This is a genomic window from Nonomuraea sp. NPDC003560 (genome assembly GCF_042878785.1).
GTDB lineage: Bacteria > Actinomycetota > Actinomycetes > Streptosporangiales > Streptosporangiaceae > Nonomuraea.
Genome location: NZ_JBIAOF010000008.1, coordinates 60,009 through 82,707, shown reverse-complemented (window position 1 = coordinate 82,707; position 22,699 = coordinate 60,009). Strand labels below are relative to the sequence as shown.

At 73.0% G+C, this 22,699-nt stretch carries 21 protein-coding genes; 14 read left to right on the top strand and 7 right to left on the bottom strand.

What is annotated here, in order from left to right; translation table 11 throughout:
- Positions 1-34: 34 nt before the first annotated feature.
- The 3 genes from ACFYUV_RS29200 to ACFYUV_RS29190 all read right to left on the bottom strand — a co-directional run bounded on the left by ACFYUV_RS29200 (position 35) and on the right by ACFYUV_RS29190 (position 3,382).
- Positions 35-442, bottom strand: a complete 408-nt coding sequence (locus ACFYUV_RS29200) for a DoxX family protein (RefSeq protein ID WP_387673411.1) — start codon at positions 440-442, stop codon at positions 35-37.
- Between the two features lie 18 nt (positions 443-460).
- A complete protein-coding gene (locus ACFYUV_RS29195) occupies positions 461-1,927 on the bottom strand; it encodes a multicopper oxidase family protein (protein ID WP_387673409.1) in 1,467 nt (488 codons plus the stop codon).
- A 141-nt stretch (positions 1,928-2,068) separates the two neighbouring features.
- Positions 2,069-3,382 (bottom strand): extracellular solute-binding protein, encoded by a 1,314-nt coding sequence (locus ACFYUV_RS29190; RefSeq protein WP_387673406.1) that lies wholly within the window; start codon positions 3,380-3,382, stop codon positions 2,069-2,071.
- A 148-nt stretch (positions 3,383-3,530) separates the two neighbouring features.
- On the opposite strand from ACFYUV_RS29190, the gene ACFYUV_RS29185 reads away from it, so the two are divergent.
- From ACFYUV_RS29185 to ACFYUV_RS29140, 10 genes are read left to right on the top strand one after another with little or no spacing between them, the layout of a single operon-like run.
- Complete coding sequence (locus tag ACFYUV_RS29185) at positions 3,531-4,748, top strand: NAD(P)/FAD-dependent oxidoreductase (RefSeq protein ID WP_387673403.1); 1,218 nt, start codon at positions 3,531-3,533, stop codon at positions 4,746-4,748.
- Positions 4,749-4,774: 26 nt separating this feature from the next.
- Positions 4,775-6,514 (top strand): amino acid adenylation domain-containing protein, encoded by a 1,740-nt coding sequence (locus tag ACFYUV_RS29180; RefSeq protein WP_387673400.1) that lies wholly within the window; start codon positions 4,775-4,777, stop codon positions 6,512-6,514.
- A 10-nt stretch (positions 6,515-6,524) separates the two neighbouring features.
- Complete coding sequence (locus ACFYUV_RS29175; protein ID WP_352359912.1) at positions 6,525-6,737, top strand: MbtH family protein; 213 nt, start codon at positions 6,525-6,527, stop codon at positions 6,735-6,737.
- Positions 6,738-6,740: 3 nt separating this feature from the next.
- Entirely contained in the window at positions 6,741-7,838 is a 1,098-nt protein-coding gene (hppD, locus tag ACFYUV_RS29170) for a 4-hydroxyphenylpyruvate dioxygenase (protein WP_387673396.1), read from the top strand.
- Positions 7,835-9,187 (top strand): condensation domain-containing protein, encoded by a 1,353-nt coding sequence (locus tag ACFYUV_RS29165; RefSeq protein WP_387673394.1) that lies wholly within the window; start codon positions 7,835-7,837, stop codon positions 9,185-9,187. The genes hppD and ACFYUV_RS29165 overlap by 4 nt, the downstream gene beginning before the upstream one ends.
- Positions 9,188-9,192: 5 nt before the next feature.
- Positions 9,193-10,548 (top strand): nucleotide disphospho-sugar-binding domain-containing protein, encoded by a 1,356-nt coding sequence (locus tag ACFYUV_RS29160; protein ID WP_387673392.1) that lies wholly within the window; start codon positions 9,193-9,195, stop codon positions 10,546-10,548.
- A gap of 30 nt (positions 10,549-10,578) precedes the next feature.
- The gene (gene rfbB / locus ACFYUV_RS29155) at positions 10,579-11,562 is read left to right on the top strand and encodes a dTDP-glucose 4,6-dehydratase (RefSeq protein ID WP_387673389.1); all 984 of its coding nucleotides are present in this window, start codon (positions 10,579-10,581) and stop codon (positions 11,560-11,562) included.
- A gap of 18 nt (positions 11,563-11,580) precedes the next feature.
- Positions 11,581-12,852, top strand: a complete 1,272-nt coding sequence (locus ACFYUV_RS29150; RefSeq protein WP_358295601.1) for a class I SAM-dependent methyltransferase — start codon at positions 11,581-11,583, stop codon at positions 12,850-12,852.
- Positions 12,853-12,863: 11 nt separating this feature from the next.
- Positions 12,864-13,616, top strand: a complete 753-nt coding sequence (locus tag ACFYUV_RS29145) for a class I SAM-dependent methyltransferase (RefSeq protein WP_352359922.1) — start codon at positions 12,864-12,866, stop codon at positions 13,614-13,616.
- The gene (locus ACFYUV_RS29140) at positions 13,603-14,757 is read left to right on the top strand and encodes an aminotransferase class I/II-fold pyridoxal phosphate-dependent enzyme (protein WP_387673386.1); all 1,155 of its coding nucleotides are present in this window, start codon (positions 13,603-13,605) and stop codon (positions 14,755-14,757) included. The genes ACFYUV_RS29145 and ACFYUV_RS29140 overlap by 14 nt, the downstream gene beginning before the upstream one ends.
- A gap of 45 nt (positions 14,758-14,802) precedes the next feature.
- On the opposite strand, the gene ACFYUV_RS29135 is transcribed toward ACFYUV_RS29140, so the two are convergent.
- The gene (locus ACFYUV_RS29135) at positions 14,803-16,080 is read right to left on the bottom strand and encodes an MFS transporter (RefSeq protein WP_387673383.1); all 1,278 of its coding nucleotides are present in this window, start codon (positions 16,078-16,080) and stop codon (positions 14,803-14,805) included.
- Between the two features lie 101 nt (positions 16,081-16,181).
- Here ACFYUV_RS29135 and ACFYUV_RS29130 point away from each other — a divergent pair, with 101 nt between their 5' ends.
- A complete protein-coding gene (locus ACFYUV_RS29130; protein ID WP_387673381.1) occupies positions 16,182-16,967 on the top strand; it encodes an SAM-dependent methyltransferase in 786 nt (261 codons plus the stop codon).
- A gap of 196 nt (positions 16,968-17,163) precedes the next feature.
- The gene (locus ACFYUV_RS29125; protein ID WP_387673378.1) at positions 17,164-18,201 is read left to right on the top strand and encodes a trypsin-like serine peptidase; all 1,038 of its coding nucleotides are present in this window, start codon (positions 17,164-17,166) and stop codon (positions 18,199-18,201) included.
- A 20-nt stretch (positions 18,202-18,221) separates the two neighbouring features.
- Here the strand turns inward: ACFYUV_RS29125 and ACFYUV_RS29120 are convergent, their stop codons facing one another.
- Positions 18,222-19,103 carry an SDR family NAD(P)-dependent oxidoreductase gene (locus tag ACFYUV_RS29120; protein WP_387673375.1) on the bottom strand — a complete coding sequence of 294 codons (882 nt, stop codon included), beginning with the start codon at positions 19,101-19,103 and terminating at the stop codon, positions 18,222-18,224.
- A gap of 186 nt (positions 19,104-19,289) precedes the next feature.
- Here ACFYUV_RS29120 and ACFYUV_RS29115 point away from each other — a divergent pair, with 186 nt between their 5' ends.
- Positions 19,290-19,946, top strand: coding sequence for a TetR/AcrR family transcriptional regulator (locus tag ACFYUV_RS29115; RefSeq protein WP_387673373.1), 657 nt, complete (start codon positions 19,290-19,292; stop codon positions 19,944-19,946).
- Positions 19,947-19,967: 21 nt separating this feature from the next.
- Here ACFYUV_RS29115 and ACFYUV_RS29110 read toward each other — a convergent pair whose 3' ends face one another.
- The gene (locus ACFYUV_RS29110) at positions 19,968-21,404 is read right to left on the bottom strand and encodes a carboxylesterase/lipase family protein (protein WP_387674344.1); all 1,437 of its coding nucleotides are present in this window, start codon (positions 21,402-21,404) and stop codon (positions 19,968-19,970) included.
- 176 nt (positions 21,405-21,580) lie between these two features.
- Between ACFYUV_RS29110 and ACFYUV_RS29105 the strand changes: the two genes are divergently transcribed.
- Positions 21,581-22,117 carry an RDD family protein gene (locus tag ACFYUV_RS29105; RefSeq protein ID WP_387673369.1) on the top strand — a complete coding sequence of 179 codons (537 nt, stop codon included), beginning with the start codon at positions 21,581-21,583 and terminating at the stop codon, positions 22,115-22,117.
- Between the two features lie 16 nt (positions 22,118-22,133).
- On the opposite strand, the gene ACFYUV_RS29100 is transcribed toward ACFYUV_RS29105, so the two are convergent.
- Complete coding sequence (locus ACFYUV_RS29100) at positions 22,134-22,682, bottom strand: GNAT family N-acetyltransferase (RefSeq protein ID WP_387673367.1); 549 nt, start codon at positions 22,680-22,682, stop codon at positions 22,134-22,136.
- Positions 22,683-22,699: the final 17 nt, after the last annotated feature.

The window sequence follows — 22,699 nt, the reverse complement described above, 5'->3', positions numbered from 1 at the left end:
CGGTACGCCGATCGCGTACCGGGCGGGGGTGAGCTCACTTGGCGCCGAAGAACGCCTTGACGCGGGACCAGCGGCCCCAGACGACCAGTGCCAGGACGACCAGCAGGACGGCCTCGATCACGGGGACGCCGCCCAGCACGATCGCGTTGGTGCCGGCCGCGCCGATCATCAGGCCGATCAGCGCCAGCGCGGCCACGCCGGTCAGACGCGGGATCAGCAGCCCGATCGCGCCGGCGATCTCCAGCACGCCGACCACGTAGCGGAACCACTGGCCGGCGCCGATGTCGTCGAACATGGCGACCATGGTCGGGTCGCCGGCGAGCTTGAGCACGCCGCCCAGGCCGACCTGGAACGCCAGAAGGACCTGGGCGACCCAGAGGGCGATGTTGACGCCGCGGCCGGTGGACCGGCCGACGGCGGACGTGCTGTTCGTGGTGCTCATGCAGTCCTCCTTGAGGAACTAGTTGATGATCTCCATCTGGCCCATCATCCCGATGGCCGAGTGCTCCAACATGTGACAGTGGTAGACGTATCGCCCCAGGTAGTCGCCGAAGCTGGCCTGGAAGCGCACGGTCTCGCCCGGCTGGATGAGCACCGTGTCCTTCCATCCCGCCTCGCCCGGCTGTGGCGGCGTGCCGTCGCGGTCCAGGATCCGGAACTGGGCGAGGTGGGTGTGGAAGTTGTGCGGGACGCCGAAGCCCGAGCCCCCGACGTTGGTGTCGGAGTTGGTGACCTCCCAGACCTCGCTGGTTCCCCGCTTGACCTGCATGTCCACCCGGTTGGCGTCGAACGCCTGATTGTTGATCAGGGCCTGGATGTTGACCGGGTCCAGGCTGAGGGTGAGCTGCCGGGTCTGCGTGGCCGCGGCCAGCGGGACCATCGCGCGCAACTGGCTGGGCACGCGGCTGCGGTCGACGGCCGGCCGTACGACGTCGAAGCGGAGCACGGACCCGCTGACGTCCTCCAGCGTGATCTGCGTGCCCAGCGGGAACGCGCCGAAGTCGATCACGACCTCGGCCCGCTCGCCCGAGGAGAGCACCAGCTTGGACGTCGGCACCGGCGCCGCCAGCAGGCCGCAGTCGGTGGCGATCTGCGTCATCTGGGCGCCGTTGCTCAGCGACAGCTCGAAGATCCGGTGCGTGGAGCCGTTGAGCAGGCGCAGCCGGTACTTGCGGGCCGCGACCTTGAAGTACGGCTGGGCCTTGCCGTTGGCGATCAGCGTCGGCCGGTTGTAGGGGTCGGCCGGGTCGAAGACGAGCCCGCCCTGGTCGTCGAAGAGCGCGTCGCGCAGCAGGATGGGCACGTCGTAGGCCCCGGACGGCAGGCCGAGCTGCTGCTCGTCGGCGCCCTCGACCAGGTAGAAGCCGTGCATGCCGCGGTAGACGTGCTCGGCCTCCATGTGGTGGGTGTGGTCGTGGTACCACAGCGTGGCGCCGGCCTGGGCGTTCGGGTAGTCGTAGGTCTTCGACCTGCCGTTGGCGATCAGGTCCATCGGGTACCCGTCGCTGGCCGCCGGCACGCGGCCGCCGTGCAGGTGCACGTTCGCCTCGTGGCCGAGCCGGTTGTCGAAGGTGACCAGCGCCCTGCGGCCCTGCCGGGCGCGGATGGTGGGGGCGGTGAACTGGCCGCCGTACGTCAGCACGGGCGTGCTCACGCCCGGCAGGATCTCGGTGGTCGCCTGCTGGATGGACAGCCGGTAGAAGTCGATGCCCGGCAGGGTGGCCACGGGGGCCAGCACCGGGGGCACCGGCATCGCGACGCTGAAGGGCGCCGCGGTGGCGCCGGTGCGGACCGCGGGGACCCGGCCCCCGTGGTCGTGCATGCGCATCATGTGCTGTTGCTGCGCCTGCTGTTCCGGCTCGCCGAACAGCCCGCGGGACACCGGGGTGAGCGCGGCGCCTCCTGCCAGGCCACCGAGAACGATCAAGCGCCGTCGGCTTAACATACGGGAACTCCCATCGCCATGTCCGAGCGTGGCATCGCCCGCCGGCACGGTCTTCTTCTGAAGTGCTCACTTCACGGGCGGATGCCGTGGGAGCGGTGCCGCCGCCCGGAAGGCGGCGGTGGTTCAGCCCACCGACAGGCGGCGCGGGGTGCGCCCGTCCAGGCAGTCGGCGTTGTAGGCGTCGAGCAGGCCCTGAGCCCGCCGCGACGCCTCGGCGAAGCAGTCGTCGGGGTCGGCGCCGTCCAGCACCCGGGCCATGGCCTGCGTCATCAGGTCCTGGATCCCGGCGAAGTCCCCGAGCACCGCGCCCAGCGCGGCGGGGGAGCCGTCGGCCGCGCGGAGCTGGGCGGTCGCGGCCCGGTGCACCGGGTGCCGGTCGAACCAGCCCTCCTCCTCCAGCAGGCCGGCCGCGGCCCTGGTGACCGGCAGGAAACCGGCCTCCCGGTGCCACCGCGCCGCGTTGCCCGCGCTGAGCAGGTGCTGGACGAACGCCAGCGCGCCGTCCCGCCGCTCCGGCGGCAGCCCGTCGGTCAGCCAGAGCGCCTGGCCGGAGACCAGGTGCCCGGCGCGCGGCAGGCTCTCGTTGTGCGGCAGCGGGCTCGCCGTCACCTCGAACCCGGACTCCCGCCCGCGCTCGGCGATCATGCCGGCCACCACCGAGGACGCGATCGTGAACGCCACCCGCTGCCCCAGGAACGCCCCCAGCGCCGGACCCCAGTCACCGGGCTCGCCCGCGCGCAGGTAGTGGCCCTCGGCGTGCAGGCGCCGCCACCAGGCGGCGTAGGCCAGCAGCTCCTTGGAGGCCAGGTCCACCCGTCCGGCGCGGCCGGCGCGGCCGTTGTCATGGTCGGCCAGCAGGCCGCCCTGCCCGGCGACGGCCTGCTGGAACAGCCAGCCGTGGTTGGCCCAGGAGACGCCGTGCGGCGGGCCGCCGGGCAGCGCCCGCACGGCGGCGCAGGCGCGCTCCAGCTCCTCCCAGGTGCGCGGCGGCGCGTCGATCCCGGCCGCGCGGAGCAGGGTGGCGTTGCTGAGCAGCACCGCCGTGGTCGCCGTCGCGGGCGCGGCGACGAGCTCGCCGCGGTAGGTGTAGTGGCCGCGGACGGCCGGTTCGAGGTCGGCGAGCACGACCGGCTCGCCGAGGATCTCCGCGCGTCCCCCGACGGCGCGCTCGATCGGCGTGAACAGCGGCGCGCCGGAACGCGCCCGGGTGTCCAGCGCGAGCCGGGTGGCCGTGGCGTAGTACTCCGCCAGGTCCGGCGGCTCGCCCCGGCCGGCCGCGCGGGCCACCTCGGCGGGCAGCTCACGGAAGCCGTGCCCGGTGATCTCGATCCGGAGGTCCGGGTGCGCGGCCTCGAAGTCGGCGGCCATCCTCCTGATCGGGCCCAGGTAGTCCGGCAGGGGATGCTCGGCGATCCAGACGCTGATGACCGTTCTCATTCGCCTCATGATGAACGCGGCCACCCCGCCGCACATCTTGTGAAATGCGGTGTTTCGGGAGCTCAGACAGCAATTCAAAGGATGTGGGCCCCGCGACGTGAATGTGACCCTGACTGCGAGTCGCAGAGCGGCGAAACGGAGGAGCACGGTGATCAACACTCATGACGAGTTCGACGTTGTCGTGATCGGCGGAGGCCCTGGCGGCTCGGGTACGGCGGGACTGCTGGCCCAGCGCGGGCACCGGGTTCTGGTGCTGGAGCGGGAGAAGTTCCCGCGCTACCACATCGGCGAGTCGCTGATCACGGGGTCCATGCCCACGCTGGAGGAGCTGGGACTGAAGGACCGGCTCGACCAGATGGGGTTCGTCAAGAAGTACGGCGGCACCCTGTTGTGGGGCAGGAACCAGGGCACCTGGGACTTCCGCTTCGCCGAGGCGTCCAACTATGAATACGCCTACCAGGTGCGCCGTGCCGACTTCGACGCCCTCCTGCTGGCCAGGGCCAGGGAGCTGGGCGCGACGGTGTTCGAGGAGGCCACCGTCAAGGACCTGGTGTTCGACGGCGACCGCGTCACCGGCGTCACGTACACGGTGAAGGGCGACGCCGAGCAGCGCACCGCCCGCTGCCGCCTGCTGATCGACGCCACCGGGCAGCAGCACCTGCTGGCCCGCCGCTTCGACCTCATCGAGTACCACGACGACCTGCGCAACATCGCGGTCTGGTCGTACTGGCAGGGCTGCAAGCGCTACGGCGGCACGCGCTTCGGCGACACCGTCACCGAGAACCGCCCCGCGGGCTGGTTCTGGTTCATCCCCCTGCACGACGGCACGGTGAGCGTCGGCTACGTCACCCCCATCGAGGAGTACAAGAAGTCCGGCAAGAGCCTGGAGGACCTGTACGCCTCGGAGCTGGCCGCCGCCGAGGAGGTGCGGGCCCTGACCGAGGGCGCCACCCGGGTCAGCGGCTTCCGCAGCATCCGCGACTGGTCCTACACCTGCACCCGCTTCCACGGCCCCGGCTGGGCCCTGGTGGGCGACGCGGCGGCCTTCATCGACCCGCTGCTGTCCACCGGCGTCGGCCTGGCGCTGCGCGGCGCCCACGGGCTGGCCGGCGCGGTGGACGAGATCCTCGCCGACCCGGCCTCTGAGGAGGCCGTGCTGGCCCGCTACGAGAAGGACTACCGCGAGTTCCTGAACTCCCTGCTGGACTTCGTGCGCTTCTTCTACGACCGCACCAAGCACAAGGAGGAGTACTGGGACAGGGCGCAGAAGACCCTCGACCCCAGCAAGCTCCGCCCCCGCAAGATCGACTTCGCCACGATGCTCTCGGGCGTCTCCGGCATCCACGCCATCTTCCACGACGACTGAGGAACCCGTTGATGTCGCCTACAACTGTGCACGGACACGTCGCCGAGCAGGCCAGGCGCACGCCCGACGCGGTCGCGGTGTCGGCGGGCCCGGTGCGGCTGACCTACCGGGAGCTCGACGAGCGGGCCAACCGCCTCGCCCACCGCCTGCGCGGGCTCGGCGCCGGCCCCGAGACGCCGGTCGCGGTGCTGATGGAGCGCTCGGCCGAGCTGGTCGTCACGCTCCTCGCGATCCTCAAGACGGGCGGCTGCTACCTGCCCGTCCACAGCGCCTACCCGGCCGACCGCCGGCAGTGGATCGTCGACTCGTCCGGGACACCCGTCCTGGTCGCCGACCGCGCCAAGGCCGCCGCGGGCCTGCCGTCGGCCCCCGCGACCCTGCTGGCCGACGACGACCCCGCCACCGCGCAGCAACCGGCCACGGCGCCGGACGTCGCCGCCGGCCCGGACGACCTGGCCTACGTCATCTACACCTCGGGCTCGACCGGGCACCCCAAGGGCGTCGCGGTCACCCACTGGGACGTGCTCGGCCTGGCCCTCGACCCCTGCTGGGACACCGGCGCCCACGAGCGCGTCCTGATGGTCGCGCCGTACGCCTTCAACGTCTCGACGTACGAGCTGTGGGTGCCGCTGCTGCACGGCGGCACGATCGTCGTGGCGCCGCCCGGCGAGCCGGACCTCGACACCCTGCGCCGGCTGATCCGCGAGGAGCGGATCACCGGGCTGCACCTGACCGCCGGCCTGTTCCGCGTCGTGGCCGAGGAGGGGGCGGACTGCCTGGCCGGCGTCCGCGAGGTGCTCACCGGCGGCGACGTGATCGTGCCCGCCGCCGTCCGCCAGGTGCTGGCCGCCTGCCCGGGGACGACCGTGCGGGCCATGTACGGCGCGACCGAGGTGACCCTGTTCTCCACCCACGCGCCCCTGACCGCCGGCACCGAGCTGGGCACCACCGTGCCGGTCGGCGGCCCGATGCGGGACGTGCGGCTCTACGTGCTCGACGACCGCCTCAGCCCGGTCCCCGGCGACCTGGAGGGCGAGCTGTACATCGCGGGCAGGGGAGTGGCCCGGGGCTACTACGGCCGTCCCGACCTGACCGCCGAGCGCTTCGTCGCCGACCCGTTCGGCGGGCCCGGCGAGCGCATGTACCGCACCGGCGACCTGGTCCGGCGCAACGACGACGGGCAGATCGAGTTCATCGGGCGGGCCGGCGACCAGGTCAAGATCCTCGGCTTCCGGGTGGAGCTGGCCGAGGTGGAGGCCGTGCTGGCCGGCTATCCCGGGCTGGCGCACGTCGCCGTCGTGGCCGGGCAGTCGCGGCAGGGCGACAAGCGTCTGGTCGCCTACGTCGTGCCGGCCGCCGAGGCCCCCGACCCCGCCGCGCTGCGCGCCCACGTGCGCACGTCGCTGCCGGACTACATGGTGCCCACCGCGTTCGTCGTGCTGGACGCGCTGCCCCTGACCGCCAACGGCAAGGTGGACCGCGCGGCCCTGCCCGACCCCGACACCGAGCCCGGCTCGGCCTACCGCGCGCCGCAGAACCCCCGCCAGGAGGTCCTGTGCACGGTGTTCGCCGAGGTGTTCGGCGTCGAGCGGGTCGGCGTGGACGACAGCATCTTCGACCTGGACGTCCAGTCGCTGCTGGCGATGCGGCTGGTCAGCCGGATCCGCGCGGCGCTGGGCGTGAACCTGTCCATCGGCGACCTGTTCGACGCGGCGACCGTGGCCGGCCTGGACGAATGGCTAGAGGCCGGCGCGCGCACCCAGTGAGAGGGACGAGATGAGCAACCCATTCGACGACCGGGACGCGGCCTTCCGCGTGCTGGTGAACCACGAGGGCCGGCACTGCCTGTGGCCCGCCTTCGCCGACGTGCCCGCGGGATGGGAGGTCGCCTTCGGCCCCGCCGTCCGCGACGCCTGCACCGAGTACGTCACCGCCCACTGGACGGACCTGCGCCCGCGCGGTCTCGCCGCCCGGACGGACGCCGGATAGCCCATGACCACCACGACGATCTTCGACGACCTGCGCCTGGACCACATCGGCTTCTACGTCGGCGACCTGGACCGCGAGACCGCCCGGCTGACCGGCTCCCTGGGCCTGGCGGCCTACGCCACCGCCCAGGACGGCCGGGCCCGCTCGGCGGCCCTGGGCGCGAACCGGATCAGGTTCACGCTCACCCAGCCGCTGTCCGCCGACCACCCCGCCGCCGGCTACCTCGACCGGCACGGCGACGGCGTGTCCGACATCGCGCTGGGCGTGCCCGACGCCGCGGCCGCCTACCACGAGGCGGTGCGGCGCGGCGCCCGTCCGGTCTCGGCCCCCGCCGGGCGCGACGGCTTCGTCACGGCCGCCGTCCACGGCTTCGGCGACGTGCTGCACACGTTCGTGCAGCGCCCGGCCGGGGCGCGGGAGCGCGCGCTGCCCGGCTTCCGCGACACCGGGCAGCGACCGACCGGCCCGGCCGATTCCGCACTCGGGCTGCAGGAGGTGGACCACCTGGCCGTGTGCGTCCCGGCCGGGGAGCTCGACGCCACCGTCGAGTGGTACCGGCGGGTGCTCGGCTTCGACCTCACCTTCGCCGAGCGCATCGCCGTCGGCGCGCAGGCCATGACCACCAAGGTCGTCCGCAGCCGCGGCCGCGGCGAGGTGACGTTCACGCTGATCGAGCCGGACGTGACCAGGACGCCCGGCCACATCGACGAGTTCCTGCGCGACCACGGCGGCGCGGGCGTGCAGCACCTGGCGCTGGCCGCCGCCGACATCGTGACCGCGGTGGAGGGCACCGCGGCCCGCGGGGTGGAGTTCCTGACCGCCCCCGACGTCTACTACAGCCTGCTCGCCGAACGGGTCCGGCCGGTGAAGTACCGGCTGGAGGACCTGGCCCGGCTCGACATCCTCGTCGACGAGGACCACGACGGGCAGCTCTACCAGATCTTCGCCCGCTCCACCCACCCCCGAGACACCTTCTTCTTCGAACTCATCGAGCGACTGGGCGCCCGCAGCTTCGGCAGCGGCAACATCAGCGCCCTCTACCGGGCCGTGGAGCTCCAGCGCAGCGGCCGACGCGATGCCCGCACGGAGGCGGCAGCATGACCATTTCCCCGCCGGCGATCCGGTACCCCCTGTCCTACACCCAGCACTTCCTGCGCCTGTTCGACCAGGGCGACGCCCAGGGGCCCTTCAGCGCCCGCTACAACATCGTCGTCGGCTGGCGCCTGCGCGGCCGCATCGACGTCGACACCCTCCAGCTCGCCATGGACGACGTCGCCGACCGGCACGACGCGCTCAACATGACGATCACCCGGGGGGAGGGGGAGGCGTACCAGGTGCGGCAGCCGTCCGCGCCGGCCCGGCTGCTCGTGGTCGACCTGCCGGCCGCCGCCCCCGAGGAGCGCGCGCTGCGGGCCGAGGAGCTGCTCACCGAGGTCGAGGCCGGCTCCTACAGCCTCCAGGAGCTGCCGCACCTGCGCGCCATCCTCGGCCGGTTCGACGACGAGGACGCGGTGCTGGCGCTGATCGTGCACCACACCGCGGGCGACGGCTGGTCCATGCAGCTGCTCATCCGCGACATCGTCACCCGCTACGCCGAGCGCCGCGGCCACGCCGTGCCGCCGCTGCCCGAGCCCCGGCCCTACCACGAGTACGCCGGCCGGCAGCAGGAGCAGGCCGGCAGCGCCGAGACCCAGGCCGCCCGCGACTTCTGGGCCGAGCGGCTGCGCGGGGCGCGCATGCTGGCCGTCCCCACCGACCACGCCAGGTCGGCCGGGCTGGCCAAGCTCTGCCCGGTCCACCGGTTCTCGCTGCCCAAGGACGTCTCCGCCCGGGTGATCAGCTACGCCAGGACGATGCGCAGCTCGCCGTTCATGGTGCTGCTGGCCGCCTACAACGTGCTGCTCAGCCGGATCACCGGGGCCACCGACCTGGTCGTCCCGGTGATCAGCTCCGGACGCGGGCAGCCGGAGTTCCAGGAGACCGTGGGGCCGTTCTTCAACTTCCTGCCGCTGCGCACCGGTCTCGACGGCTGCGCCACCTTCCGGCAGGTCGTCGAGCGCTCCCGCCGGACCTGCATGGACTCCTACGCCAACGAGATCCCGTTCCTGCAGATCGTGGCCGAGGCGCCCGAGCTGATGGCCGACGCCGCGCTGGAGAGCAAGGCGCTGTGCGCCCTCCAGGTCTGGCAGTTCGCCACCGGCATGGACGGCGAGCGCGTCGGCGACCTGGAGATCGCCGAGGTCCGCGAACGCCTGCTGGACCAGCCCAACGGCACCGACATCCCCGACGGCGCGCTGCTCACCTTCGACATCGCCCCCTCCGGCGAGATCTTCGGCAACTTCGCCTACAACAGCAACCTGTTCACCGAGAGCACGATCGTGACGATGGTGGCCGACTTCGGCGAGATCCTGCGCGCCGGCCTGGCCGCCCCCGACTCGCCTCTGGAGTGATCGCCATGCGCGTGATGTTCACCGTCTTCCCCGCGACGGCGCACTTCCTGCCGATCGTGCCCTACGCCTGGGCGTTGCAGGCGGCCGGGCACCAGGTGGTGGTGGCGGCCCCGCCGGGCGTCGACACCGGGGTCTCGGTGCCCGACTTCCACCGGTCGGTGAACGCGGCCGGGCTGACCGCGGTCTCCTGCGGCGCGCCCGAGCCGCTGTCGGTGCACGACCGCGGCTACCCCGGGTTCGCCGGGCTGATCCCGACGATCGAGGAGTCGGAGCGCCTGGTCGCCGCGCTCGGCATCACCGAGGCGGAACGCCCGCCCTGGGATGTCTTCTACCACTTCGCGCTGCTGACCATGCGCAACTACCATCCGCCGGAGCCCCGCCAGGACGTGCGGGCCGTCGTCGAGTTCGCCCGCGAGTGGCGGCCCGACCTCGTCCTGTGGGACCCGTGGTTCCCGTGCGGCGCGGTGGCGGCCCGGGTCTGCGGCGCCGCCCACGCCCGTACACTGCTGGCCCCCGACTACACCGCCTGGGCCGCGGACAAGTTCGCCGGCAGCGGCGAGCGGAACCCCATGACCGGGGTGATCGGCCCGCTGGCCGACAGGTACGGCGTGACCGTCGACGACAACCTGCTGCTCGGCGACTGGACGGTGGACCCGTTCCCGCCCGGGATGAGCCTGCCCACCCCCGGCGTGCGCCGCCTGCCCGTCCGGTACGTCCCCTACACCGGGGCGAGCGTCGTCCCGGAGTGGCTGCGCCGACCGCCGGAGCGGCCGCGGGTGGCGATCTCGCTGGGCGTGTCGATGCGCACGTTCTTCAAGGGCGACTGGGGGCGCACCGCCAAGCTGATGGAGGCCGTGGACGGCCTGGACGCCGAGGTCGTCGCCACCCTGGACGCCAACCAGCTGCTCGACCTGGACCGCCCGCTGCCCGCCAACGTGCGCGTGTTCGACTACGTGCCGCTCGACCAGCTCCTGCCGACCTGCTCGGCGATCATCCACCACGGCTCGATCGGCACCTTCGCGGCCGCCTCGGCCATGAACGTGCCGCAGGTCGTCTGCGACACCGACGAGCACAACCGGCTCGTCGGCACCCCCGTCGAGGGCGGCATCGACTGGCAGCTCCAGTGCCAGAAACAGCTCACCTCGACCCGAACCTCCCGGTACGTCACCACGCGCGGCGCCGGCGTGCGGATCAACCACCAGACGCAGTCCGCGGCCGAGATCCGCGACGAGCTGCTGCGCGTGCTGAAGGACCCCTCGTTCACCAAGGGCGCGGCCGCCATCCACGAGGACTGGCTGGCCACGCCGAGCCCGACCGACATCGTCGCGGAGCTGGAGCGGCTGACCGCCGCCGCCCGGTAGCCGTCGACCCCTCAGACAGGAGGCGGACAGTTGCGGATCCTGGTCACCGGCGGCGCCGGTTTCATCGGCTCGGAGTTCGTCAGAGCCACGTTGCGCGACTCGCCGGGCACGCGGGTCACCGTCCTGGACAAGCTCACCTATTCCGGCAACCTGGAGAACCTCGACCCGGTGGCCGGCCACCCGGGGCTGCGCTTCGTGCAGGGCGACACCGCCGACCCGCTCGTGGCCGACGAGGTGGTGGCCGGGCAGGACGCGATCGTGCACTTCGCCGCCGAGACGCACGTCGACCGGTCGATCGTCAGCGCGACCGGCTTCGTGCGCTCCAACGTGCTGGGCACCCAGACCCTGCTGGAGGCGGCCCTGCGGCACGGCGTCGGCCGCTTCGTGCACGTCTCCACCGACGAGGTGTACGGCTCCATCGCCGAGGGCTCGTGGACCGAGGAGACGCCGCTCGCGCCGAACGTGCCGTACGCGGCCTCCAAGGCCGGCTCGGACCTGCTCGCGCTGGCCTTCCACCGCACGCTCGGCCTGGACGTCGTGATCACCCGCTGCACCAACAACTACGGCCACTACCAGTTCCCCGAGAAGGTCATCCCGCTGTTCGTCACCAACCTGCTCGAAGGCCGCCGGGTGCCCCTGTACGGCGACGGCGGCAACCGGCGCGACTGGCTGCACGTCTCCGACCACTGCCGGGCCATCCGGATGGTCCTCGACCGCGGCCGGGCCGGCGAGGTCTACCACATCGGCGGCGGCAGCGAGCTGAGCAACCTGGAGCTGACCGCCCGCCTGCTGGAGGCGTGCGGCGCGGGCTGGGACATGGTCGAGCACGTCCCCGACCGGCCGGGGCACGACCTGCGCTACTCCCTCGACATCTCCAAGATCGAGCGGGAGCTGGGCTACGAGCCGTCGGTCGACTTCGAGACCGGGCTGGCCGCGACCGTCGCCTGGTACCGGGACAACCGGTCCTGGTGGGAACCGCTCAAGCACCGCGAGCTCGCCGTGGCCGCCCACTGAAGATCATGAGGAGAAGCCATGCAGGACATTGTCCGACGTCTTGACACGTGCCGGGTCTGCGGGCGCGACGACTGGCTGGAGGTCACCTCCTTCGGGTCCGTGCCGCTGGCCAACGGTTTCCTCGACCCCGCCGACCTCCCGGCCGAGGAGCCCGCCTACCCCGTGGACGTCATCGTGTGCCGCAACTGCCGGCTGATGGCCATCCGGCACGTGATCAGGCCCGACGTGCTGTTCCGGCACTATGTGTACGTCACCTCCGAGTCCGACCAGATGACCGGCCACATGCGGCGCATCGTCGGCTGGTGCACCCGCCGGGCCGGGCTCGCGCCGGGCGAGCTGGTCGTCGAGCTGGGCAGCAACGTCGGCCTGCAGCTCGCGCTGTTCCAGGAGCAGGGGCAGCGGGTCGTCGGCGTGGACCCGGCCGAGAACCTGGCCGAGATCGCCAACGCCCGCGGCGTGCGCACGCTGCCCGAGTTCTTCGGCGCCGACCAGGGCCGCCGCATCCACGCCGAGCAGGGCGAGGCCAAGCTGGTGCTCGGCCGCCAGTGCTTCGCCCACATCGACGACGTGCACAACGTGCTGGACGGCGCCACCGCCGTGCTGGCCCCCGACGGGCTGGTCGCGATCGAGGTCCCGTACCTGCTGGACCTGCTGGAGGAGAACCAGTTCGACACGATCTACCACGAGCACCTGTCGTACTACTCGGTCACCACGCTGAGCCATCTGTTCGCGCGGCACGGCCTGCGCATCGTGGACGTCGAGCGGGCGGCCGTGCACGGCGGCTCGATCGTCGTCTTCGCCGCCAGGGAGGGCTCGGCCCACCCCGCCCGCCCCTCCGTGAACCGGCTGCTGTCGCTGGAGCGGCAGAGCGGCCTCGACTCCGACGAGGCCTACCTGGCCTTCGCCGAGCGCGCCCACCAGGTGATCAAGCAGATCGGCGACCTCGTGCGCGACCTGGCCGGGCGCGGCCTGACCGTCGCCGGGTACGGCGCGCCGTCCAAGGGCACCACCCTGCTGCAGTTCTGCGAGCTCGGCCCGGCCGAGGTGCGCTTCTGCAGCGACACCACCAGCCTCAAGCACGGACGGCTGCTGCCCGGCACCCGCATCCCGTGCCGCTCGCCCGAGCAGGCCCGCGACCAGCAGCCCGACTACTACCTGCTGCTCGCCTGGAACTACGCCGACGAGATCATCTCCAAGGAGCAGGACTTCCTGCGCCGCGGCGGCAAGTTCATCATCCCCATCCCGCAGCCGAGGGTCGTGACGGCCGAGCCCGTCCCGGCGGTGGCCTGAAGGAGATCTGCATGGAATACGGATCCGACCACGCCGAGTACTACGACCGCGTCTTCCGCAGCCGCGGCAAGAGCTTCGAGGGCGAGGCCCGGGAGCTCGACCGGATCATCAGGGAACGGTCGCCGCACGCGGCCTCGCTGCTCGACGTCGCCTGCGGCACCGGCGCGCACCTGGAGACCTTCGCCAAGCTCTTCGACCACGTCGAGGGGGTCGAGCTGTCGCCCGACATGCGGGAGGTCGCCGGACGGCGGCTGCCCGGCGTGCCGCTGCACGCCGGCGACATGCGCACCTTCGACCTCGGACGCACCTTCGACGCCGTGACCTGCATGGGCAACGCCGTCGGCGAGCTGGGCTCCTACGACGAGCTGGTGGAGGCCGTCGGCCGGATGGCGGCCCACCTGGCGCCCGGCGGCGTCCTCGTCGTCGAGCCCTGGTACTTCCCGGAGAACTTCCTGGACGGGCACGTCGGCGGCCACACGCTGGTGGAGGAGGGGCTCGTCATCTCCCGCATGACGCACTCGCGCAGGGAGGGCGGCAAGAGCCGGCTGGAGGTGCGGTTCAGGGTCGCCGACGCCTCGGGTTTCAAGGAGTTCGCCGAGGTCCTGTACTCCAGCCTGTTCACCTGCGACCAGTACCTGGAGGCGTTCGCCAAGGCGGGCTGCCGGGCCGAGTTCCGGCCCGCGTTCAAGCTGGCCGACGGCCGGCCCAACAGCCCCGGGCTGTTCGTCGGCGTGCGCGAGGAGGCCGGCGATGGCCTTCGGTGAGCCCCTCGTCGTCGGGCGGCCGAACGCGGGGGAGCGGGCGCGCCTGCTGGAACGGCTCGGCGGCGTGCTCGACCGGCTCTGGCTGACCAACAACGGCCCGCTGGTGCGCGAGTTCGAGGCGCGCCTGGCCGACCTGACCGGCGCGCGGCACGCGGTGGCGACCTGCAACGCCACCACCGGCATCCAGATCGCGGCCAGGGCCGCCGGGCTGCGGCCGGGCGACGAGGTGATCGTCCCCTCCTTCACGTGGGTGGCCACCGCCCACGCGCTGGAGTGGATCGGCATCGTCCCGGTCTTCTGCGACTCCGACGAGATCACCGGCAACGCCGACCCCGACCACGTCGAGCGCCTGATCGGCCCGCGCACCCGGGGCATCCTCGGCGTGCACGTCTTCGGCTACCCGTGCGACGTGGACGCCCTGGAGCGCCTGGCCCGCGCGCACGGGCTCGTCCTGCTGTTCGACGCGGCGCACGCGCTCGGCTGCACCTACCGGGGCAGGCCGATCGGGACGTCCGGGGACGCCGAGATCTTCAGCTTCCACGCCACCAAGTTCGTCAACAGCGTCGAGGGCGGCGCGATCGTCACCGACGACGACGACCTGGCCGCGCGGGTCAGGGAGCTGCGCAACCAGGGCATCGACGCGGCCGGGCAGATCTCCGGGGCCGGCACGGTGGCCCGGATGAGCGAGTTCCACGCGGCCATGGGGCTGACCTCGCTGGAGGCCATCGACACGATCGTCGAGGCCAACCGGCGCAACCAGCGGGTCTACGAGGAGCTGCTCGCCGGGCTGCCGGGCGTCGTGGTGCGCGGCCAGGCGCCCGGCGAACGGGCCAACTTCCAGTACCTCGTCATCGAGGTGGACGAGGCCGTCGCCGGCGTCTCGCGGGACGCGGTGCTGGAGGCGCTGCTCGTGGAGAACGTGCACGCGCGCCGCTACTTCTCCCCGATCTGCCACCAGGTGGAGCCGTACCGGTCGGACCCGGGCAGGCACTTCCCGCTGCCCCTGCCCCGCGCCGAGGGCCTGGCCGCCCGCGTCCTGTCCCTGCCGACCGGTCCCACGGTGGACGCCGGGCACATCGCCGGCATCTGCCGCGTCGTCCGGGAGACGGTCCGGGCGGCCGACCGCCGGCTGGTCGCCTGACCCGCGACGAGGGCGCCTCCTTGACGGGGCGCCCTCGTTCTCCGGTCAGGCCGTACGGCTGGGTTCCGCCTCGGGGACGGGGGTCACGCGGTGGCGGACGGCCAGGCCGAACAGGGCGACCAGCAGGCCGCACGCGCCCGCCAGCGCGAAGGGGGCCGCGGGCCGCCACAGGTCGTAGAGCCAGCCGCCGACGCCGGAGATGACGAAGATGCCGATCGCGCCGCAGAGCGTCTGGACGCCGAAGCTGGAGCCCCGGTAGCGGGCCGGCACCTGCTGGGCCAGCAGCGGGCCCGCCGTGGTGATGACGCCGATCTCGCCCAGCCCGACGGCCGCCGCCACCAGCATCATCCCCGGCCCGAGCGGGTCGCTGACCAGCAGCGTCGACAGGTACGCGGCCCCGGCCAGCGCCTGGGCCAGGATCACCACGTCCTGCCGCCGCATCCGGTCGCCGAGCCAGCCGAACAGCGGCGCGCCCACCACGATCACCATGTATGCGATGCCCACGATCGCGCCGCTCTTGGCCAGGGACTCGGTGGCGGACATGCCGCGCACGGCCTTGGCGTAGTCCACGATCCACAACGACAGGAAGCTCGCCACCAGCGCCAGGTCGGCCCTGGCCACGAAGGACGCCGCGTACGACAGCGCCACGCCGGGGTCGCGGGCCAGCCGCACGCCCTCGACGACCAGCCGGCCCAGCCCGGCCCGCTCACCGGCCCGCTGCCCGGCCGAGTGCCCGGCGAGCGGCTCGACGGACGTGGCCAGGCCGGGGGCCAGCGTGCCGCGCAGGGCCAGCGCGCCCAGCAGCACCAGCCCGGCGACCACCAGGAAGCCCACCTTGGCCGCCGTGGCCGGGGCCATGCCGCCGCCCTCCAGCATGTTCGGCAGGCGTACCAGCACCAGCACCGCGATCACCGCGCCGATGCCGCTGAACAGGCCGAGCCAGCCGTAGGCCTTGCCGCGCGCGCGGTCGCGCACGTAGTCGGCGGTGATCGCCGACATGGTGACGTTCAGGGCGGCGATCCCCAGGGCGAACACGACCCGCAGGGCGACCAGGACGGCGACGTTGCCCGCGAACGGGTAGAGCGCCGCGCCCAGGGCGCACAGCAGCAGCCCCGCCACGGCGACCGGTCGCCGGCCGATCCGGTCGGCGAGCGCGCCGTACCAGGCCAGGCTCAGGATGAGCGCCGCCTCCGCGGCGACCTGGAGGTAGCCGGTCGTGCGGCCCAGGTCGTCGCCGGACAGCCCCAGCGCGTCGGTGAGCAGGTACGGCTGGGCGGCCGGCAGGAACGTGATGACCGCCGTGCCGAGGAGCCCGAGCCCCATGCATGCCCAGAGGTTGGTCCTGCTGATCCCCGTCGCGGGGTCGAGACCTAACATGGCAGAGATCATCCCAACGCCAGCCCTAGATCGTCTAGGTTTGGCACATGATGAGTGACCGAGTCCCGCCGGGCGTCAGCGCCGCGGTGCCCAACGTGGCGCGGATGTACGACTACTACCTCGGCGGGAAGGACAACTTCGCGTCCGACCGGGCCGCCGCGGAGAAGGTGCTGTCGATCATCCCCGAGATCAGGGGCGACGCCCGCAACAGCCGGGCCTTCCTGCAGCGCGCCGTGCGCCACCTGCGGCAGGCGGGCGTCGACCAGTTCCTCGACATCGGGTCGGGGCTGCCGACCGCGGGCCACGTGCACGAGGTGATCGAGGGCGCGAAGATCGTCTACGTGGACAACGACTCGGTCGTGCTCACCCACTCCCGCGCCCTGCTCGGCCACTCGCCCGACGTCACCGTCCAGGAGGGCGACCTGCGGCGGCCGGAGGCCGTCATGGAGCGGGCGGCGGAGGTGCTGGACTTCTCCCGGCCGATCGCGCTGCTGGTGGTCTCGCTGCTGCACTTCGTCACCGACGCCGAGGACCCGGTGGGCATCGTCCACCGGTACCGCGACCTGCTGCCCGCGGGCAGCCACATCGTGCTGACGCACGTCGCCCCCGACACCATGCCCAGCAAGGCCGACGACGTCAGCGCCGTCTACCGCAACGCGACCTCGCCGTTCACGGCCCGCAGGCGGTCGGTGTTCGCCTCCATGCTGGACGGCTTCGACCTCCTGGAGCCGGGCGTCGTCAACACCCGCGAGTGGCGTCCCGACCCCGACACCGACCCGTCCCCGATCGACGGCGACTACCACCTGTGCGCGGTGGGCCGCAAGCGGTCCTGACCCGCGCGGCTTCCCTCCGACGTGGCCCATCACCTCCGGGTGGTGGGCCACGCGTGTTTCTGCCCGCCCCACCGTTTCGAACATGTGATCTAAAACTTGTGGGCTTCCGTCGTCGGCCGTGCTTACGATCTTGGTGTTCGCCGGCCGGGCCGTCCGGCCGGCCAGACCGGACGGAGAGATGTCCTTGAGGCGTGCAATGATCGCGTCAGCCGCCGCGCTGAGCCTGCTGACCCCCGTTGTCGTGGCCGGGCCCGCGCGGGCGGCCACCGTCGCGACGGTCCCGCTGGCCACCGCCGTGGACAAGGCCAGGGAGGTGGCCGGGTTCTGGCTCGCCGACGACGCCGCCAACCTGCGGGCCGCCACGCCGTACACCGTGCTGGCCGCGGCGATGGGGGGCGAACGCCTGTCCACCGGCGTCGTCCCGGACGGGCCCGCGGTCAGCACCCCGCCGATCGGGGCCGAGAACCCGCCGCCCGGCGACGAGGTCGTGACGTCCGGCAAGGTGTTCTTCATCGGCAGCGACGGCCTGCCCCACTGGTGCACCGGCACCTCGGTGCAGTCGGCCTACCGCAACCTGGTGGCCACCGCGGGCCACTGCGTGCTCGACGTCGAGGCCCCGATGGGCGCGCTCGGCAAGTGGGTCTTCGTCCCCGCCTACTCCGACGGCGCCACCCCCTACGGCCTGTACGTCGGCAAGCAGGGCATCACCCACTACGACTTCGAGGACCTGCACGACTTCGACCGCGACTACGCCTTCGCCACCGTCTACAGCGGCGTCGTCCTGTCCGCCCCGGACACGCTGACCACCGTCGGCCGCCTCGGCGACAACGTCGGCGGCCTCGGGGTCGCGGCCAACCAGCCGCTCCCGCCCGCGGCCGACGTCTTCGGCCACCCCTCCGGGCCGCACCCCGACGGCTCCGGCCCATATACGGGCCGGAGCCTCGAACGCTCGACCGGGCCGACGTTCGCGGTCAAGCCCTCCGGCCTGCGCGCGGACCGGCCCGTCGGCGTGGACTCGCCGTTCACGGCCTCGCCCGGGGCGGCGTGGGTGACCGGGTACGACGCCGAGACCCGCGCCGGCCACCTGACCGGCCTGACGATCAGCGTCGCCGACACCGACGCCGACGGGCGGTACGACACCGGCATCTCCCCGTACTTCGACACCGGGCTGTTCCAGGTCTACCGGGACGCGGCCAACCGCTGGACCGGCTCCATCACGTACGTCACCGGCTGACCCGGCCCGCGCGGACCGGGTCAGGAGCTCGCGGCCCGGACCGCGCCGGCGTCGCTCGCGGCGGCGTCCGGCAGGCCGTGGGCCTCGGCGGACAGGTCCTGCCAGTCGTCCCACAGCCTGAGCCGGTCGGCGTACGCCTGCCGGACCATCGGGTAGAAGCCCTGGCCGAACAGCACGCGCAGGGGCGGGTTCTCGGCGTCGACGAGCTTGAGCAGAGCCCGGGCGGCGGCCGAGGGGTCGCCGGCCGGCTGCTTGCCCGTCATCGAGGCCAGGCGCCGGCGCAGGCCGTCGTAGGCCGGGTCCGGCGTGGCCAGGTGACCGTTGGCGAGCGGGTCGGGGTTCTTGCCGTTCCGGGTGGCGAAGCCGCCGGGCTCGACGATGGTCACCTTGACGCCGAACTCGGCGACCTCGCCGGCGAGCGCCTCGTTCAGCCCTTCCAGGGCCCACTTGGAGGCGTGGTAGGCGCCGCCGAGCGGAACGGCGATGAGCCCGGCGGCCGAGGACAGCTGGATGATGTGGCCGCTGCCCTGGGCGCGCAGGTGGGGCAGGACGGCCTGGACCACCCACACCGCGCCGAACAGGTTGGTCTCCAGTTGGTCGCGCAGTTCCTGCTCGGTCAGCTCCTCGACCGCGCCGACCTGGGCGTACCCGGCGTTGTTGACGACGACGTCCAGGCGGCCGAAGTGGTCGACGGTCCGCCGCACCGCCTCGGCGACGGCTGCCCTGTCCGTGACGTCCATCGCCAGCGGGAGTATCGCCTCGCCGTAGGCCGTCACCAGGTCCTGGAGGCCGTCGACGCGGCGCGCGGTGGCGGCCACCCTGTCGCCGCGGGAGAGCGCGGCCTCGACGAACTCGCGGCCCAGGCCGCGGGACGAGCCGGTGACGAACCAGATCTTGCTCATGATGACCTTCTGTTCTTCCGTTGCTGGTTGCCGGGCACGGGACATCGCGCCGGAATCTTTTCCCTGTTGTGCACTGATTGCACTGCCGTGCAGCGACTGCACATAGATATACTCAGGTCGCGAGTGGTCGTCAACACGGCCGCACGCCGAATCTGACCGGCGGCCCAAGGAGTGACAGGCGGCATCATGACCAGTGACGATCCGGTCCGCGGCGGCGGACGCGAAGCGCAGCGGCGCCGCACCCGTAAGGCGATCATCGACGCGGCGATCCGGCTGAGCGCGGGGGGCGCGACCCCGTCCATCGACGAGGTCGCGGCCGCCGCCGACGTGTCCCGCCGCACGGTCTACATGTACTTCCCGACCCTGGACCACCTGCTGATCGACGCGACCGCGGGTGCGATCAACGATCCGCCGGTCGAGCAGGCGCTGGCCGACCCCGCGCTGGCCGGCGACCCCGCCGCCCGCGTCGACGCCCTCATCCGGACGCTGCTGGAGCACTCCCCGCAATCGCTGCCCCTCGGGCGGCGGCTGATCCGCCTGACCGTCGACCTGCCGGGGGGCGGCTCGCCGGGGGCGCCTGCCCCGCGCCGTACCCAGCGGCGGGTGGGCTGGCTGGAGCAGGCCTGCGCGCCGCTGCGCGCCACCCTGAGCGAGGAGGCGTTCCAGCGGCTGATCTCGGCCCTGACCGTCGTGGTCGGCTGGGAGGCGCAGATCGCCCTGCGTGACGTCCGCGGCCTGGACGCCGAGGCAGAACAGGAGGCCGTCCGCTGGGCCGCGCGTGCCCTGGTGAACGCGGCCATCAGCGAGAACGGCCGCGGGCCCGGCGCCGGCGGGAGTGCCTGAGGCGCCGGGCCGGGGCGTCGTTCAGTCGATGACGGCGATGCCGGCGGCGGACCAGAGCGCCCTGGACGACGCCTCGGGGTCGGCCACGTCCGAGGAGCGCACGTCGAAGACGTGGGTGACGGCCTTCTCCGGTTCGTGGCCGGGCCAGCCGGGGTCGCCCGTGGCCGCGAACCGGGTCCAGGCGGTGCGGAACTGCCGCGAGAGCGCCTCGGCCTCCGGGACGCCGCCGGTCAGCATCGCGGCCAGCGGCGTGTCCAGGGTGCCGAAGGTCAGCGGCACGTCCAGGCCGTGGCAGGCGCCCAGCGGGGTGGGCGACCAGGCCAGCTCGTAGGCGAAGGTCCGCCCGCGATGCGCGTCGGCCAGCAGCGCGCTCGGCATCCTGAACAGCCAGTCGGACATGAGCGTGCCGTACAACCGCCGCGCGGACGCCCCGGGCAGGGCGGCGCGGTAGGCCGCATCCGCGCCGGGCGGGGCGAGCGCCGCGAGGGCCGCGTCGAGCCGGGCGGGCAGCTCGGCCTCCGGCCGCGGGTCCATCGACAGGAAGAGGTCGAACTCGTCCCTGGTGAAGCCCACGATCAGGTCGACGTCCCGGGCGGCGCCCCCGGCCAGGGCCGGCCACGGCGGCGAGGGCAGGATCTCGCCGTCCACGACCGGCATGAACGGGACCGACGCGAACGCCAGCCGTCCCCATCGTCCCGGGAAGGCCGTGAAGTCCTCGGCGGCCACCGCGCTCCCCGCCGCGAGCAGCTCCTCCGGCGCGCTCTCGGTCGGCGCCGCGCCCCCCAGCCGCTCGACGACGGCCGCCGTGACGCGGGCGGCCCGCTCGGGGGTGAGGAACAGGCCGGGCACGCTCTGCGCGATCGCGCGCCGGAACAGGCCGGCCGCCGAGGGCATCGTCAGCAGGCAGGCGACCGAGCCCGCGCCGGCCGACTCGCCGAAGATCGTGACGTTTCCCGGGTCGCCGCCGAACGCGGCGATGTTCTCCTGGACCCAGCGCAACGCCGCGACCTGGTCGAGCAGCCCCCGGTTCGGCGGCGCGCCGTCGATCTGGCCGAAGCCCTCCATGCCGATCCGGTAGTTGAACGAGACCACGACCACGCCCTCGCCCGCCAGCGTCCGCCCGTCGAACTCCGGCAGGTCGGACGAGCCGGTGAGGTACGCGCCGCCGTAGATCCACACCATCACCGGCAGGCCCGACCCGCCGGGGTCGGGCGACCACACGTTGACGGTGAGGCAGTCGAGCCCGCCGGCGGAGCTCCACGCCGGCATCCCGGGCGCCACCGCCTGCTGCGGCGGCCGGGGGCCGAAACCGGTGGCGTCACGGGTGCCGTCCCAGGGGTCGGCGGGCGCCGGGGCGGCCATCCTGAGCGATCCGAAGGGGCTCTTCGCGAACGGGATGCCCCTGAAGACGGCGATGCCGTGCTCGTCGGTCCCGCGTACCCTGCCTGCGGTCGTCATCGTCACCGCTGACCATCTCCTTCCCGCGGGCCTGTGCCCGTCGGCAGTGTCGATGTTGAACGATAGAGCCTGTGTCGGTCGGCATAGATTCGAGGGGTGCCCCCCTCGTCCTCCGCCTGGTCGCCGCCGTGCGAGGATCAGGCTCCCTTGTGTGTGCGGGTCATGGAGGCGACGCGTTGCTGAACGAGCGGGAGCGGACGCGCGGCGGCCGGGCGGCGTTACGTCCGAGGCTGGTGGCGGCCGGCTGGGACTATCTCGTGATCGCCGCCTGGCTGACGGCGCTGGCCGCGGTGTTCGTCCCGCTGAGCCGCGCGGGAGCGGGGTTCGGCGGGCTCGGCGCCCTGGGCACCGACCTGCTGATCACCGCGCTGAGCGTGCTGCCCGTCGGGGCGTACCTGGTCATGGGGGAGGCGGGGCGGCGGCAGGCCGCGTGGGGCAAGCGGCGGGCGGGCCTCGTCGTGGCCCTGGCCGGCGGGGGGCGGCCCGGCGTGGCGCGGATCGTGGCGCGCGCCCTGGTGAAGCTGCTTCCGTGGCAGTGCGCTCACATGGCGGTCTCCCGGCTGGTCCGCGAGCCGGAGCCGGCCGTCGCCATGCCCCTTCTGGTCGCGGCGTACGCCCTGGCCGGGGCCTCGGTCGTGCTGGTGCTGACCCGCCGCGACCGGGCCGCCCTGCACGACCTCGTGACGGCCACGCGGGTGGTGCCGTCGCCCTGACGCCCGCTTGAGACGATCAGACCTCCGGCAGGGAGGGATCGGGCCGCCAGGGGCTCGGCGCGGTGACGGACCAGCGTTCGTGGTCGCGCCAGGCGCCGTCGATGTAGAGGTAGTCGGGCGACAGCCCCTCGTAACGGAAGCCCAGCCGCCGGGCCAGGGCCAGGGACGCCTTGTTCGCCGGCTGGATGTTGGCCTCCAGGCGGTGCAGCCGCAGGTCGCCGAACGCGTGCCGCAGGGCGAGGGTGAGCCCGTCGGTCATGTAGCCGCGCCCGGCGGACGGGGCGAAGGCCGCGTAGCCGAGGGACGCTCCCTGGTAGCGGCCCCGGATGATCGAGTTGATGTTGACCGTGCCCGCCGCGGCGCCGCTCTCCCGGACGCGGATCAGGAAGCCCAGGTTGAGGCCGTCGTCGAAGCGGCGCATCCAGGTCCGGAACTCCTCGGCGGTCGAGGGCAGTTGCATCCACGGCCGGTGCAGTTCGGCGCTGGCCCGGACGAGCGAGCAGAACTCGTCCTGGTCGGAGGGGGTGAGCGGGTGCAGCTCCACCCGCGACGGCATTTCGGACATGGGGCAACCTTAGAGCG

Excerpts from the sequence above, each read along its gene's own strand:
- ACFYUV_RS29200 (WP_387673411.1), bottom strand. The coding sequence starts at position 442 with ATGAGCACCACGAACAGCACGTCCGCCGTCGGCCGGTCCACCGGCCGC.
- ACFYUV_RS29190 (WP_387673406.1), bottom strand. The coding sequence starts at position 3,382 with ATGAGAACGGTCATCAGCGTCTGGATCGCCGAGCATCCCCTGCCGGAC.
- ACFYUV_RS29175 (WP_352359912.1), top strand. The coding sequence starts at position 6,525 with ATGAGCAACCCATTCGACGACCGGGACGCGGCCTTCCGCGTGCTGGTG.
- hppD (WP_387673396.1), top strand. The coding sequence starts at position 6,741 with ATGACCACCACGACGATCTTCGACGACCTGCGCCTGGACCACATCGGC.
- ACFYUV_RS29165 (WP_387673394.1), top strand. The coding sequence starts at position 7,835 with ATGACCATTTCCCCGCCGGCGATCCGGTACCCCCTGTCCTACACCCAG.
- ACFYUV_RS29160 (WP_387673392.1), top strand. The coding sequence starts at position 9,193 with ATGCGCGTGATGTTCACCGTCTTCCCCGCGACGGCGCACTTCCTGCCG.
- ACFYUV_RS29150 (WP_358295601.1), top strand. The coding sequence starts at position 11,581 with ATGCAGGACATTGTCCGACGTCTTGACACGTGCCGGGTCTGCGGGCGC.
- ACFYUV_RS29145 (WP_352359922.1), top strand. The coding sequence starts at position 12,864 with ATGGAATACGGATCCGACCACGCCGAGTACTACGACCGCGTCTTCCGC.
- ACFYUV_RS29140 (WP_387673386.1), top strand. The coding sequence starts at position 13,603 with ATGGCCTTCGGTGAGCCCCTCGTCGTCGGGCGGCCGAACGCGGGGGAG.
- ACFYUV_RS29135 (WP_387673383.1), bottom strand. The coding sequence starts at position 16,080 with ATGGGGCTCGGGCTCCTCGGCACGGCGGTCATCACGTTCCTGCCGGCC.
- ACFYUV_RS29130 (WP_387673381.1), top strand. The coding sequence starts at position 16,182 with ATGATGAGTGACCGAGTCCCGCCGGGCGTCAGCGCCGCGGTGCCCAAC.
- ACFYUV_RS29125 (WP_387673378.1), top strand. The coding sequence starts at position 17,164 with ATGATCGCGTCAGCCGCCGCGCTGAGCCTGCTGACCCCCGTTGTCGTG.
- ACFYUV_RS29120 (WP_387673375.1), bottom strand. The coding sequence starts at position 19,103 with ATGAGCAAGATCTGGTTCGTCACCGGCTCGTCCCGCGGCCTGGGCCGC.
- ACFYUV_RS29115 (WP_387673373.1), top strand. The coding sequence starts at position 19,290 with ATGACCAGTGACGATCCGGTCCGCGGCGGCGGACGCGAAGCGCAGCGG.
- ACFYUV_RS29110 (WP_387674344.1), bottom strand. The coding sequence starts at position 21,404 with ATGACGACCGCAGGCAGGGTACGCGGGACCGACGAGCACGGCATCGCC.
- ACFYUV_RS29100 (WP_387673367.1), bottom strand. The coding sequence starts at position 22,682 with ATGTCCGAAATGCCGTCGCGGGTGGAGCTGCACCCGCTCACCCCCTCC.